Origin of the sequence: Mesorhizobium sp. ES1-1, from assembly GCF_020164785.1 — a bacterium.
Taxonomy (GTDB): domain Bacteria; phylum Pseudomonadota; class Alphaproteobacteria; order Rhizobiales; family Rhizobiaceae; genus Mesorhizobium.
The window spans coordinates 1-12,669 of the sequence record NZ_JAIUGX010000014.1; the positions used below are offsets into that span (position 1 = coordinate 1).

Below are 12,669 nucleotides of genomic sequence, written 5' to 3' on the forward strand. Positions count from 1 at the left end.
ACCATCGAGGCAACCGAATGCAGGAACTACTTTGAAAACGCAGGATACGCTTCCGTCAAAACGTGAAACGCTCTAGGGTACAGCAAGAAGAGGCGTCGCTGAGCAACTCCGCGGCTTCCGCGACCAAGCTTCGTTGCTACTGCGCCCGTGAATGACGAGTCGCAAGGGCTCACGCAAACGGCACGGCCGTCGTGCCCTTGGGCAGCTTGGCCTCGTCGTCCGGTTCGACGTGGATGGTGACGCGCACGGAGGGTATGTCGGCCTTCAGCGCGTCCTCGATGCGGTCGCAGATGACGTGGCTGGCGCCGACCGTCATGTCGGCGTCGACGACCAGATGGAACTCGATGAAGGTTGCGCGGCCGGCGATGCGCGTCTTGAGGTCATGAACCTCCATCGCACCCTTGCAATTGGCCGAGATGATATCGCGGATCCGTATGTGCTCAGCAGTGTCAACGGCGCGGTCCATGAGACCGTTCATCGACGAACCGATGACATGCCAGCCCTGCCACAGAATGTTCAGCGCCACGATGACGGCGAGGGCCGGGTCGAGGATCTGCCAGCCGGTCATGATCGCCCCGACCAGGCCGCCGAAGACGCCGATCGAGGTGACCACGTCGGTCATGATGTGGTTGCCGTCGGCGACCAGCGCCGGCGACTTCTCCGCCCTTCCGACCCGGATCAGCGTCCAGGCCCAGAAGGCGTTGATGATGGTGGCGACGCCATTGACGGCAAGGCCGTTCCAGGGTTGTTCGATCGGCTTCGGCGTTTGCCAGGAGCGCCAGACCTCGTTGAGGATCAAGAGAGAGGCCAATACGATCAGCACGCCTTCGAGCACGGCCGAGAAATATTCGGCCTTGTGGTGGCCGAACGGGTGATCCTGATCGGCCGGCTTGTAGCTGACCTGGATCGCCCAGAAGGCGGCGACGGACGCGATGACATTGACGATGGATTCCAGCGCGTCCGAATAGAGCGCGACGGAGCCGGTGATGTACCAGGCCGCAAGCTTGAGCGCGAGCACGGCAAAGGCGATGACGATCGACCACAAGGCAAGGTTGGCCACCTTGCGCTTCGCCAGGGCCTTCGCGTCGACCGCCATGTTCCCGGCTTCGGCCATGGTGTCAGGCAGCCTTTTCCCTGGCCTTGCGCGGCAGATGGGCGACGATGTTCTCTATGATGCGCATGCCGGCATTATGGCCGAGCGTCATGATCGATTCCGGATGGAACTGCACCGCGGCGATGGGCTCCTTGCGGTGCTCGAAAGCCATGATGATACCGTCCTCGGTTTCGGCCGTGACCAGGAAATCATCGGGCAGGCGCACCGGATCGGCGAAGATCGAATGATAGCGTCCGACGGTGACTTCCTTCGGCAGGCCGGAGAAGATGATGCCCGGCTTCGAGATACGGATGCGCGACGGTTTGCCGTGCATCGGCACATGCAACTGCCTGAGTTCGCCGCCATAGGCCTCGGCCAGCGCCTGCAGGCCAAGGCAGACGCCGAAGATCGGCAGATCGCGGGCACGGGCTCGCCTTATGGTCGCGGCGCAGTCGAAATCCTTGGGCGTGCCCGGCCCGGGCGAGAGCACGACAAGGTCGGGCTTCAGCCGGTCGAACACCTCGTCGGCGACCGGCGTGCGCACGGTCGAGACATTGGCGCCGGTCTGGCGGAAATAATTGGCGAGCGTGTGGACGAAACTGTCCTCGTGATCGACGAGCAGGATGTTGACCCCATCGCCGACGCGCGCGGTGGCGCGCTCGGTGCTGGCGGAGTTGCCTGTCTTGGCGTCGCGGATGGCGGAGAGCATGGCGGATGCCTTCAGTTCGGTTTCGGCTTCTTCTTCCTCGGGAATGCTGTCGAAGAGCAAGGTGGCTCCGGCGCGCACTTCGGCGATGCCGTCCTTGATGCGGATGGTGCGCAATGTGAGGCCGGTGTTCATATCGCCGTTGAAATTGACCATGCCGATGGCGCCGCCATACCAGGCGCGCGGGCTTTTCTCGTTTTGCTCGATGAAGCGCATGGCCCAGAGTTTCGGGGCGCCGGTGACGGTCACCGCCCAGGCATGCGAGAGAAACGCGTCGAAGGCGTCCATGCCTTCGCGGAGCCGGCCCTCGATGTGGTCGACCGTGTGGATCAGGCGCGAATACATCTCGATCTGCCGGCGGCCGATGACGCGTACCGAGCCCGGTTCGCAGACGCGCGACTTGTCGTTGCGGTCTACGTCCGAACACATGGTGAGCTCGGATTCGTCTTTCTTGGAATTGAGCAGTTTCAGGATCTGCTCGCTGTCCGAAATGGCATCGTCGCCGCGCTTGATCGTGCCGGAGATCGGGCAGGTCTCGACGCGGCGGCCATTGACGCGCACGAACATTTCCGGCGAGGCGCCGATCAGATATTCGCCTTCGCCCAAATTGATGAAGAAGGAATAGGGCGAGGGGTTGATGGATTTCAGCTTGCGCGAAATCTCCGACGGCTGGGTCTCGCAGCGCTCGTAGAACATCTGGCCCGGCACGACCTCGAACAGGTCGCCGCGCTTGAAGCTGTCCATCGCCTTGCGCACGAGGTCGGCGTATTCGCCCGGCTCATGATCGCCGCGCGGCGGGATGCGGTCGGCGGTCTTGAACGGCTCGGCGATTTCGTCGCGCGCCAAGCCTTCGGTCGAAAAACCATCGCCGGAATAGTCGTAACGGTCGGTCCAGGCCTTGGCGGAATAGTGGTCGACGACGAGGATCTCGTCGGGCAGGAACAGCACCAGGTCGCGCTGGCTCTCCTTGCGCTCGAGCTTGTAGTCGACCGGGTCGAACTGGAAGGCGAGGTCATAGCCGAAGGCGCCGTAGAGGCCGAGATTAGCGTCTTCCCCGGTCTTGAACAGGGCGGTGATGGCGCGCAGCACGGTGAAGACGGAAGGCACACGACTGCGCTCCTCCTCGGTAAAGACCCGACCGGGCTTGGCGACATCGAGGCGGATCAGTGCCTTCGACGTCTCCGCGATGGTGACATCGGCCAGACTGTCCAGCGCCTTGCCGATGACCGGCAACAGGACCTCGCCACGGCGGTTCAACGCCTCGATGCGCATGGCGCGGCCACGCGCCGAAATCACCAGCGGGGGGTCGATGATGGCGGTGTCCCAGCGCGTGTAACGGCCGGGGTACTCATAGTTCGAGGAAAACACCGCGCCGCGGCGCGAATTCAGGCCATCGATGTAAGTGTCGATAGCGCCAGCATAGGGCCGGTCATGGCGCACCCGATTGATGGTTATGCCACCCGCCGTCACGAAACTTTCCGCGCCGTTTTCCAGAACCTTCATCGTCATTGCCGTCTCCATCAGCGTCTTGTGGTGTCAGCTTCTTGGGGCAACGGACCCGGGAATGGCTTGAAAAACAAATGGCCGCCCGGACTTTCCGTTGCGGCCACCTTCTATTTTCACGCACGCGCGTTCGAACAGGCCGCTGTCAGCAGGCCCACCACCAAATGGTCTTGGTCGAACGCATGTTCATGGCGAAATCCATAGCGGCGATTGAACGGTCACGCAACCGGATTCAATGCGAAGGCGCAAGCCCGTCAGTCTTCCAGCGTGCCCGACCTCGAGTCGGCGCTTTTGCTTTCGCCTACCAGTTTCAGCAGGTCCTCGCCGGCGCGGATGATGCGGCGCGAGCGCCGGGTGAGGATGATGCCGTCCTGCGGTGCGAACACTTCGATGTGGCCCTCTGCTTCGCCCGGGGCGTGGACAATGGTGGCGAGGCGATCGCCGCGGGCGACACGGTCGCCCGGCTTGACGTTGTAGAGCACGGCACCAGCCCGTGGCGCCGGCATCATGTCGATATTTTCCAACGGCGCCACGACCCCGGTGAAGGGGCCGGGGCCCGGGAGATCGGGATCGACAACCGTGCCGCGCGCCACGAGCAGCCGGTAAAGACCGTCGGCGTCGGCTCTTGCCAGGGTGGCGTCGACGTCGAGCATGCCGCGATATTCCACCGTGGTGACTACGCGGCGGTCGAGCTTCGCGACATCGGCGGGAGCGTTCTGGTATGGCATGATCGAAGCCCCCTCGAACGTGCCGTCGGTGTCCTCGCTCCACAAGACGACGGCGCCGACGCCCAGGGCGGCAGCGCAATCGGTCATAGCCGGCCACAGGCTGGTGTGGACGTAGAGATAGGCGAGCCCTTCGTCGTCGCAGTGCAGGTCGAGAACGATGTCATGGCCGAGCGACAATTGCAGCAGGCGTGTCTTCAGACGCTGGTCGGCGCCGCCAAGGGTCGCGTTCGGCAGAAGCGCCGGGTCGGGCGAGGCGAGCAGCGGAAAGCCGCGATTGAAATTGGCGCGGCTGCCGAGATGGAAGCGGCCTTGATGTTCGCCGAAATGATATTGCGCGCGGCCGATCGGGTTGGCCCATGGTACGATGGTGATGTCGCCCTTCACGCGATCTTCGGCTTCGGCCTTGGTGAGCATCGGCATCAGCGCGTCGATGGCGACGACCCCCGGCAGTTCACCCGCATGGAGCGCGGCCTGGAGATAGGCCGAGGGGGCGGCCTTGTCCGAACCTGCGAAACGAAACAGCGGAAATTCGTAGAACGCGCCTTCGCTATCGCCGGCGATGCGTTCGATCGATTCGCGCATGGGTGCCTCCAAGTAAGAGGCTCAAGACATGCACTGTCGGCAAGGCGCTGTCGAGTGGCCAGACTTCGGTGCAAACCTGTCCAGGACGCGGCTATTCGGCCGGTTGCGCCACCGGCACTCGCCGTTCCAGCGCCTGCGACAATACCGCGACGCCGACCGCCAGCAAGGCGATGATGGCGCCGACCAGCGGCAGGCTGGCGTAGGACACGCCGGCGGAAAGCGAAAGGCCGCCGATCCAGGCGCCGCTGGCATTGCCGACATTGAAGGCGCCCTGGTTCAAAGTCGCGGCGAGGTTCGGCCCCTCGGAGGCCGCCTCGACGACGCGGATCTGCAATGGGGGGACGACGACGAAGATGAGCAGGCCCCACAGGAACACGATGCCGACGGCAACATTGGCGATGGAGCCGAACTGCGTGAAGCCGACCAGCAGCAGCGCCATTGCCAGCAGCGTGCCGATCACCGTCGGCATCAGCTTCCAATCGGCCAGGCGGCCGCCGATGATGTTGCCGATCGTCATGCCGGCGCCGAACAGGAGCAGCACCCAGGTGACGGCCGAGGTCGACAGGCCGGATACGTCGGTCAGATAGGGTTTGATATAGGTGAAGACGGTGAACAGGCTGGCGGAGGTCAGCGCGGCGATCAGCATCGCCAGCCAGACCTGCAGCTTGCCCAGAACGCGCAGTTCGCCGCGCAGTCCACCGCCGCTGGGCTGTGCGACATCCGACGGCACCAGCCAGGCGATGGCGGCCACCGAAATCAGCCCGATGCCGACCACGGCCAGGAACGTGGCGCGCCAGCCGAAGGCCTCGCCAAGCGCGGTGCCGGCAGGCACGCCGAGAATATTGGCCAGGGTCAGGCCAGCGAACATCAGGGCGATGGCACTGGCTCGCTTGTTGCGCGGCACCAGGCTGGCGGCAACGACCGAGCCGATGCCGAAGAAGGCGCCGTGGCCGAAGGCGGTGACGACGCGCGCGGCCATCAGGGTCCAGTAGTTCGGCGCGATGGCGCAGAACAGATTGCCGACGACGAACAGAGCGGCGAGACCGACCAGAACGGGCTTGCGCGGCAGATGCGCGGTGGCCATGGCGACGATCGGCGCACCGAAGACGACACCCAGCGCATAGCCGGTGACCAGTAGGCCCGCCGAAGGGATCGACACGCCGAGGTCGGCGGCCACTTCGGGCAGCAGGCCCATGATCACGAATTCGGTGGTGCCGATGCAGAAGGACGCAATGGCAAGCGCGAGGATCGGCAAAGGCATGGGGCTTCCAGACTGAATCGGTTCAATCGCAACCTGCGCGACTCGTCTCTCTCTGCGCAACACACAATGCTGCAATGGAGGGATGCAGAAAGCCGGGAGCCGGTGTGCGGGTGCGTCAGACCAGCGGTTTCAGTTCCTGGGCGATGGTGGGCAGGAGTTCCGAGACATTGGGGTGGATGTGCACGGCCCGCGCGAGCGTGTCGACGGGCGCCTTGGCGTACATCAGGTCCAGCACGCAATGCACCGCCTCGTCGCCGCCGGGGCCGAGCACCGAGCAGCCGAGGATTTCCCTGCTGTCGGCGTCTACGAGGATCTTCATGAAGCCCTGCGTCTCGCCTTTTTCGACGGCCCGGCCGACCCGGGACATCGGTCGTTGGCCGACCAGAGCGCGGCGGCCTGATTTCTTCACCGCCGCCTCGGTCATGCCGCAGCGGCCGAGGGGAGGGTCGATGTAGAGCGCGTAGGCCTCTATGCGGTCGCTGACCTTGCGTGGATCATTGTCGAGCAGATTGGCGGCGACGATCTCATAGTCGTTGTAGGAGGTGTGGGTGAAGGCGCCCTTGCCGTTGCAGTCGCCCATCGCCCAGATGCCGGGTACGCTGGTGCGCAACTGGTCGTCGACGGTGATGAAGCCGCGCCTGTCGGTCGCGATGCCAGCCTTGTCGAGACCGAGGTCGTCGGTGTTGGGCACCCGGCCAAGCGCCAACAGCACATGCGAGCCGACCGACGGCGGCTGGCCAGCCGCGAAGGTTACGACGATGTCGTCGCCCTGCCTGGCGAAGGCGATGTCTTCGGCCCCGACATGGACGGCGATACCTTCGTTCTCGAGGATCGACAGGATAGCGGCCGAGACGTCCTCGTCCTCGCGCCCGGTCAGGCGCGGGCTCTTTTCTATGACGGTCACGTCCGAGCCGAAGCGGCGGAACATCTGCGCGAATTCAAGCGAGATATAGCTGCCTCCGACGACGACAAGATGGCGCGGCAGGACCTCGAGATCCATCATCGAGGAATTGGTCATGTAGTCGATGTCGTGGATGCCGGGCAGGTCCGGCACCGACGCGCGGCCGCCCGTGTTGATGAAAATCTTGCCGGCGGTCAGAAGCTCTTCTCCGACGCGCACCGTGTCGGCGGATTCGAAACGCGCGTGGCCGCGATAGAGCGTGCATTTGTCCATGCCCGCGATCCAGTCTTCCAGCCCGGTTCGTGCGTCGATCGTCACCTTGTCCTTGCGCGCCTTGATCCTGGCATAGTCGACCCCAACGGGGCCGCCGAGCGTCACGCCATAGTCGGCGGCGCGTCGCGCCAGATGCGCGGCATAGGCGCTGGCCACCATGGTCTTTGTTGGCATGCAGCCGGTGTTGACGCAGGTTCCGCCGACCAGCTTGCGCTCGATCAGCGCCACGCTCATGCCGGCGGCCGAGAGGCGGCCCGCCAGGGGTGGCCCCGCCTGTCCGGCGCCGATGATGATGGCGTCGAAAGTTTTGGCCGTCATGCAACCGCGGCCACGATCAGCAGGCCGCCGATGATGGCCACCGCGTCTTCGATGAGAGCGGCGGGCGGATCCTTGCCGAAGGCGGCTGCCAGCCGGCTGCGCGCTTCCGCCCCGCCCAGCGTGCCGATCACCGCGCCGATGGCGCCGGCGATCAGGCCGCCAATGGTTGAGCCGGCGATGGCGCCGATGACCGCGCCGGTAAAGGCGCCGAGCAGGATGCGGGCGCCGAACTGCGGCGGGACCTTGCGGCTAGGCGTCGATGGCAACTGGTCGGTCACCAGTTCGACGATGGCCAGTATGGAGAAGATGCCGACAGCGATCCAATGGCCCATGAAACTGGCCCAAGTGTCTGCGACCGGCAGCCAACCGAGATAGGCGCCCCAGGCTATGGCGGCCGGTGCGGTCATGGCGCGCAGACCGGCAATCACACCGATCAGAAGTGCTAGAACATACAGCATGGTTGATTGATCCCCTCGATCACCGGGCCAGAACAGTCCGGAGAAAACAGGCTAGCATAGGCATTGCATTTGGAAAGCGCGTCCGACACGAAATCCTCGGTAACGGCATCCCGGCGCTGATCGGGCTTCATGGTGGAGGTGTGCTGCCGGCCAGCGTTAGCCACGGGCAGAATTTGGTTCGCGTCTAGGCGTCGACCGCAAATGCGCGCAAGCCCGGTAGAGCGTCCGCAGACGTCCGACGCTGGAAACACAAAGGGCGCCGCAGCGAGCGGCGCCCTTTTCGGTCTTGATTGCAGGATTCAACTCCTCGCAGGACGCAATTCCCAGATGGAGAGCGCCGTGCGGTCCTGAAAGGTCTAGAACAACCCTTCGATCTGGCCGGCCTCGTTGAGGAAGATCTTTTCCGAGGACGGCGCCTTGGGCAGGCCGGGCATGGTCATGACCTCGCCGCAGATGATGACGACGAAGCCAGCGCCCGCCGAAAGCCTGACCTCGCGCACAGGCACGGTATGGCCAGTCGGCGCCCCGCGCAGGTTCGGATCGGTCGAGAAGGAGTACTGCGTCTTGGCCATGCAGACCGGCAGATTGCCGTAGCCGGCGTCTTCCCAGGCCTTGAGCTGGTCGCGCACCGACTTGTCGGCGATCGCTTCGGAGCCGCGATAGATGCGCTGGACAATGGTGTTGATCTTCTCGAACAGCGGCATGGCGTCGGGATAGAGCGGCGCGAATTGCGAGGCGCCCGATTCGGCAAGGGCCACCACCTTGTTGGCGAGGTCCTCGATGCCGGCCGAGCCGTGGGCCCAGTGCTTGCACAGGATTGCTTCCTCGCCCATCGAGGCGACATAGTCCTTCATCGCCTGGATCTCGGCGTCTGTGTCGGAATAGAAGTGGTTGATGGCGACCACTGCCGGCACGCCGAACTGCCTGATATTCTCGATGTGGCGGCCAAGGTTGGCGCAGCCCTTCTTCACCGCCTCGACGTTTTCCTTGCCGAGGTCTTCCTTCTTGACGCCGCCATTCATCTTCATCGCGCGCACGGTGGCGACGATAACGGCCGCCGCCGGCTTGAGGCCTGCCTTGCGGCACTTGATGTCGAAGAACTTCTCAGCGCCGAGGTCGGCGCCGAATCCGGCCTCGGTGACGACATAGTCGGCGAGCTTCAGCGCGGTCGTGGTGGCGACCACTGAGTTGCAGCCATGAGCGATGTTGGCGAAGGGGCCGCCATGCACGAAGGCCGGGTTGTTCTCCAGCGTCTGCACGAGGTTGGGCTGCATGGCGTCCTTGAGCAGAACGGCCATGGCGCCGTCGGCCTTGAGATCGCGGGCGTAGACCGGCGACTTGTCGCGGCGGTAGGCGACGATGATGTCGCCGAGGCGCTTTTCGAGGTCCTTGAGGTCGGTGGCGAGGCAGAGGATTGCCATGACTTCGGAGGCGACCGTGATGTCGAAGCCGCCTTCGCGCGGGAAGCCGTTGGCGACGCCGCCGAGCGAGCAGATGATCTCGCGGAGCGCGCGGTCGTTCATGTCCATGACGCGGCGCCAGACGACGCGGCGTGTGTCGATGCCGAGGTCATTGCCCCAGTAGATGTGGTTGTCGATCAGCGCGGACAGGAGATTGTGCGCCGTGGTGATGGCGTGGAAATCGCCGGTGAAGTGGAGGTTCATGTCCTCCATCGGCACGACCTGCGCGTAGCCGCCGCCGGCAGCCCCGCCCTTGACGCCGAAATTCGGCCCGAGCGAAGCCTCGCGGATGCAGACGATCGCCTTTTTGCCGATACGGTTCAGGCCATCGCCGAGCCCGACCGTGGTTGTCGTCTTGCCTTCGCCGGCTGGCGTCGGGTTGATCGCGGTGACGAGGATCAGCTTGCCATCCTTGTTGCCCTTCACCGACTTGATGAAATCGGCGGATATTTTCGCCTTGTCGTGGCCATAGGGCAAAAGATGTTCGGTCGGGATGCCGATCTTGGCGCCGATCTCCTGGATCTGCTTTTTCTTGGCGGCGCGCGCGATCTCGATGTCGGACTTCACTTCGGCCATGACGGCTTTCCTCTGGATTGAACGATGGAGGGGACTGGATTGATCTCGCTCGAACGCCGGGTGGGCCCAGGCGCGAACGCGCGGGCATGTTCCAACCCTGTCGCGGCCACGGCTTCAACCTGCATGCGGTATTGTTCCTATGAAGAAAACTCTCCGGGGGACCGACCGACCTGCCGGCGGTCTTCCTGGCCCGGTTGACGCGCCGTATAAGAGCCAGAGGACGCGTCGCTCCGCCGTCTCAAAACAGCCGCACAATGCACGGAATGCGACAGAGGCGACGGCGCAAATCCGCCATTGTCGTTGCGGGCCATGTACAGGCTTATTGGGTCAGCACGTTGCTGATTTCGACCATGTTTGATCGCACCCTGAGCACGTAAAAGCCCATTGTCGTCAGGTGGGTCGGCAGCAGCCAGCCATCCTCGCGGCCGTTGGCGATGATGAAGGGCTGGATGCGCAGTGCCGAGACGAATTGCGCGTCCATCGTCTCCCACAAACTCTTCAGGTGCTTTTCCTTGATGACGTCCTCGAAATCGGCCTGGGCGCCCTTCATCAGGCCGTAATAGGCATAGAGCTGGCCATAGGCGAACCAGTAGCGGTCATCGGCGCGAAAATCGAACCAGCCATTATTATGGTTCTCGGCGCGCTCCTTGAGGATCGCCGATGTCGAACCGATGTCCGACGAGATGCGATCAATATATTGCTTCAGGTTGTCGGCGCGGGCATCGAAGGTGGCCTGGCAGGTCGCAAGCCGCGCGTTGAAGGAGCGGAGCATGCGCACCGCGTCGCGATAGTAGCTCGGCGTCGGCGTCTTGGGGCCGAAGGGGTTCAGGCCGAAATACCAGGTCTCCTCGTCGAACTGCAGATTGCCACGGGCGTTCTGCAGGTCGCTGTCGATCTGCGAGGTGGTGCGCACGCGGCCGAGATTGTCGGCAAGCTCGGTCGCCGTGCGCCGTACCGCCTGGTTGATGCCGCGCTGGAAGGAAGCCTTGTTGTCCATCCAGGGCGTGTGGTCCCAGTCGATGCCGAACAGGCCCAGCTTGTAAAGGATCATCGACGAGATCCAGGAATTTTGGTTGACGTTCAGATCGGTAAGGTCGGCCGCCACCTGGGCGATGCCGGAATTTCCGCAGGTCTTGGCGGTGTCGGTTCCGGCACCCGCCGCGACCTGCTCGCCGGCGGAAATGTTGCGATTGTCGAAGCTGTAGGTTTCGGGATAGTTCGGGTTGAAATTGTTCCACCACTGGGTGGCGTAGAAGAAGTTGGCATAGAGGCCGACAAGGACCAGCAAAGCCACGCCGACGGCCGCCTTGAGGATCCAGCCGCGCTGGGTGTACCAACTGCCGGCCCACATGAACGGCCACAGGATGACGCCGATGATCAGGCCGATGCCGCGGCCTATCCACTGGAAGATGCCGACGAAAAAATTCACGATCGGATCGAGCATGGCAATGTCACCCCTCAGTCGCTAAGCCGGGCCTTCAGTCGGTCAGGCCATAGAGGCGTGTGCGGAACGCCACCTTGTCCTTCAAATATGTGCTTTTCAGAACGTCGACAACATGAGATCGCCAGGCCTCGCTGAAGCCGTCATAGTCCTTGTAGAAGCCCTGCTTGTTGAAGATGTAGCGCGACACGAAGTCGGAGGGCACAAAATCCGAGATCAACTGGTTGGTCAGCCAGGCATCGGGATGATCGGGCTTGGCGCGGATCACCAGAAAACGCTGCGACGGGGCTACGTCCTCGATCTTGAGGCGGCCAAGCTGGGCGATCTCGCGCTTGGCGGCATTGAGGAAGGGAAAGTTGCCGTCCCTGGTGATCAGCTCGGCATGGCTCTGGATCCAGGTCTGCAGCCATACCTTGTCGACATCGGTCAGGTTGCGGTCGGGCTCGGCATCGCGGATCAGCGCGCGCACCACCATCTCGGCCCGGTGCTCGAGATAGCCTGACGTTTCAACCCAGGACGCGCGCGGAAGTTCAACGCGGCCGGTGGAGGCCAGGAACTTGAACACCCTGTCGGCATCGCGGATCGAGATGTAGCTCACCTGCCAGGGCCGCGAGCGGCGGAAGCCGGGTGCCGCCGGATCGCTGATCACCGTCGTCATGTCGGTGTCGACGAAGACGTACAGACCGCCGAAATGGCTGGTCCAATAGGCGTTGTGCCGGAAAATCACCTGGTCCGGCACCAGCGCGTTCTCGCGGATGTCGCCGCACACCTTTGCGAGTTCGACCATGCGGGTCAGCATGGCGCTGTCGCGCCACGCGTCGGGCTCCTGGCGCAACCGGTCGACGAGCTTGCCAAGCTCCGCGGCCTTGCCCAGCACGTCCTCGGCCGACAGCACTTTGAACTCGACCTGGCTGATCGAGAGCAGGTCCTCGATATCGTTGACCTTCGAAACCGAATCCTCGATCTCGCCGTAGATGACGTCCTTGATCGTCAGCGCGTCGATGGCGCGCTGGTTTCTGGACATGAACTCGAACATCAACTGCGAGGTGTTGGAGAAAGCGGTGTGCACCACCGGCAGGTCGATCTGCGATGGCGTCAGGATGATGAAGCGCCGATTGACCTCGTCGGGATCGAGATAATTATAATCGCCGCATTCCTCGGCCACTTCGGGCGAGAAGCCGGTCCGGTCGATCTGGAAACTCTCCAGCTTGGTTGGCTCAAGGCCGAACGCCGCCAGCGCCTTGTTGTAGCGCTGGATAAGATGCGGCTCGTCGATCACGAGCAAGCGCCCGTAGATCAGCTCATTGTCGCGAAGAAGGTCGGGTTTCCCGGCGGGGGTCATGCGCAGAGCTCCGAGGAGTCTTGCGTC

9 protein-coding genes are annotated in these 12,669 nt (G+C 63.6%); all 9 read right to left on the minus strand.

Features of this window, described 5'->3' with window-relative positions:
• Positions 1–169 precede the first annotated feature (169 nt).
• The 9 genes from LB513_RS21825 to LB513_RS21865 all read right to left on the minus strand — a co-directional run bounded on the left by LB513_RS21825 (position 170) and on the right by LB513_RS21865 (position 12,642).
• Positions 170–1,114 carry a cation diffusion facilitator family transporter gene (locus tag LB513_RS21825; protein ID WP_224665603.1) on the minus strand — a complete coding sequence of 315 codons (945 nt, stop codon included), beginning with the start codon at positions 1,112–1,114 and terminating at the stop codon, positions 170–172.
• Positions 1,115–1,118: 4 nt separating this feature from the next.
• Positions 1,119–3,308: an anthranilate synthase gene (locus LB513_RS21830; RefSeq protein ID WP_224665604.1), complete on the minus strand. Its 2,190-nt coding sequence runs from the start codon at positions 3,306–3,308 to the stop codon at positions 1,119–1,121.
• Between the two features lie 248 nt (positions 3,309–3,556).
• Positions 3,557–4,612 (minus strand): succinylglutamate desuccinylase/aspartoacylase family protein, encoded by a 1,056-nt coding sequence (locus tag LB513_RS21835; RefSeq protein ID WP_224665605.1) that lies wholly within the window; start codon positions 4,610–4,612, stop codon positions 3,557–3,559.
• Between the two features lie 91 nt (positions 4,613–4,703).
• Positions 4,704–5,873: an MFS transporter gene (locus LB513_RS21840; RefSeq protein ID WP_224665606.1), complete on the minus strand. Its 1,170-nt coding sequence runs from the start codon at positions 5,871–5,873 to the stop codon at positions 4,704–4,706.
• Between the two features lie 115 nt (positions 5,874–5,988).
• Positions 5,989–7,365, minus strand: a complete 1,377-nt coding sequence (locus LB513_RS21845; RefSeq protein ID WP_224665607.1) for an FAD-containing oxidoreductase — start codon at positions 7,363–7,365, stop codon at positions 5,989–5,991.
• Positions 7,362–7,823, minus strand: a complete 462-nt coding sequence (locus tag LB513_RS21850; RefSeq protein WP_224665608.1) for a DUF4126 domain-containing protein — start codon at positions 7,821–7,823, stop codon at positions 7,362–7,364. The genes LB513_RS21845 and LB513_RS21850 overlap by 4 nt, the downstream gene beginning before the upstream one ends.
• A gap of 356 nt (positions 7,824–8,179) precedes the next feature.
• The gene (locus LB513_RS21855) at positions 8,180–9,859 is read right to left on the minus strand and encodes a formate--tetrahydrofolate ligase (protein WP_224665609.1); all 1,680 of its coding nucleotides are present in this window, start codon (positions 9,857–9,859) and stop codon (positions 8,180–8,182) included.
• 319 nt (positions 9,860–10,178) lie between these two features.
• Positions 10,179–11,303, minus strand: a complete 1,125-nt coding sequence (locus tag LB513_RS21860; RefSeq protein WP_224665610.1) for a DUF2333 family protein — start codon at positions 11,301–11,303, stop codon at positions 10,179–10,181.
• 34 nt (positions 11,304–11,337) lie between these two features.
• On the minus strand, positions 11,338–12,642 hold the full coding sequence (locus tag LB513_RS21865; RefSeq protein WP_224665611.1) for a DUF6638 family protein: 1,305 nt from the start codon (positions 12,640–12,642) through the stop codon (positions 11,338–11,340).
• Positions 12,643–12,669 lie beyond the last annotated feature (27 nt).